At 58.2% G+C, this 273-nt stretch carries 1 protein-coding gene; it reads left to right on the top strand.

The window, feature by feature from the left end:
- Window positions 1–83: 83 nt before the first annotated feature.
- Window positions 84–273 (top strand): transposase (locus tag EXE44_RS21950; RefSeq protein WP_274595407.1); only part of this gene is annotated, 190 nt, incomplete at its 3' end.

Here is a 273-nt window from a genome sequence, read left to right as displayed (position 1 = left end):
ACTAAACTGATTCGCTTTACAGTATAAATTACGGTATCTATCTTCAAAACTTCTGCTAAGTACTACAGCGGTGTCCGACACGAATGGTTCCGCTCGATGTGTTTGGGTCGGAATCGGTCGCAGCGGACCTGTTACAGCAGGTTCGCTGGCGTGACGGCGTTTCCTGTCCTCGCTGCCGTCCTGACCAACCGGCGGCCCTCAGTGGCCGGCCGGGGCCCTCCGTGAGCGTCAGCTATCGCCAGACAGCGACCGCACCGCAGACACGTTCCGACC

This window comes from Halorubrum sp. SS7 (genome assembly GCF_005435055.1).
Taxonomy (GTDB): domain Archaea; phylum Halobacteriota; class Halobacteria; order Halobacteriales; family Haloferacaceae; genus Halorubrum; species Halorubrum salinarum.
The sequence above is the reverse complement of the archived record's forward strand: the minus strand, read 5'-3'. Positions and strand labels throughout refer to the sequence as shown.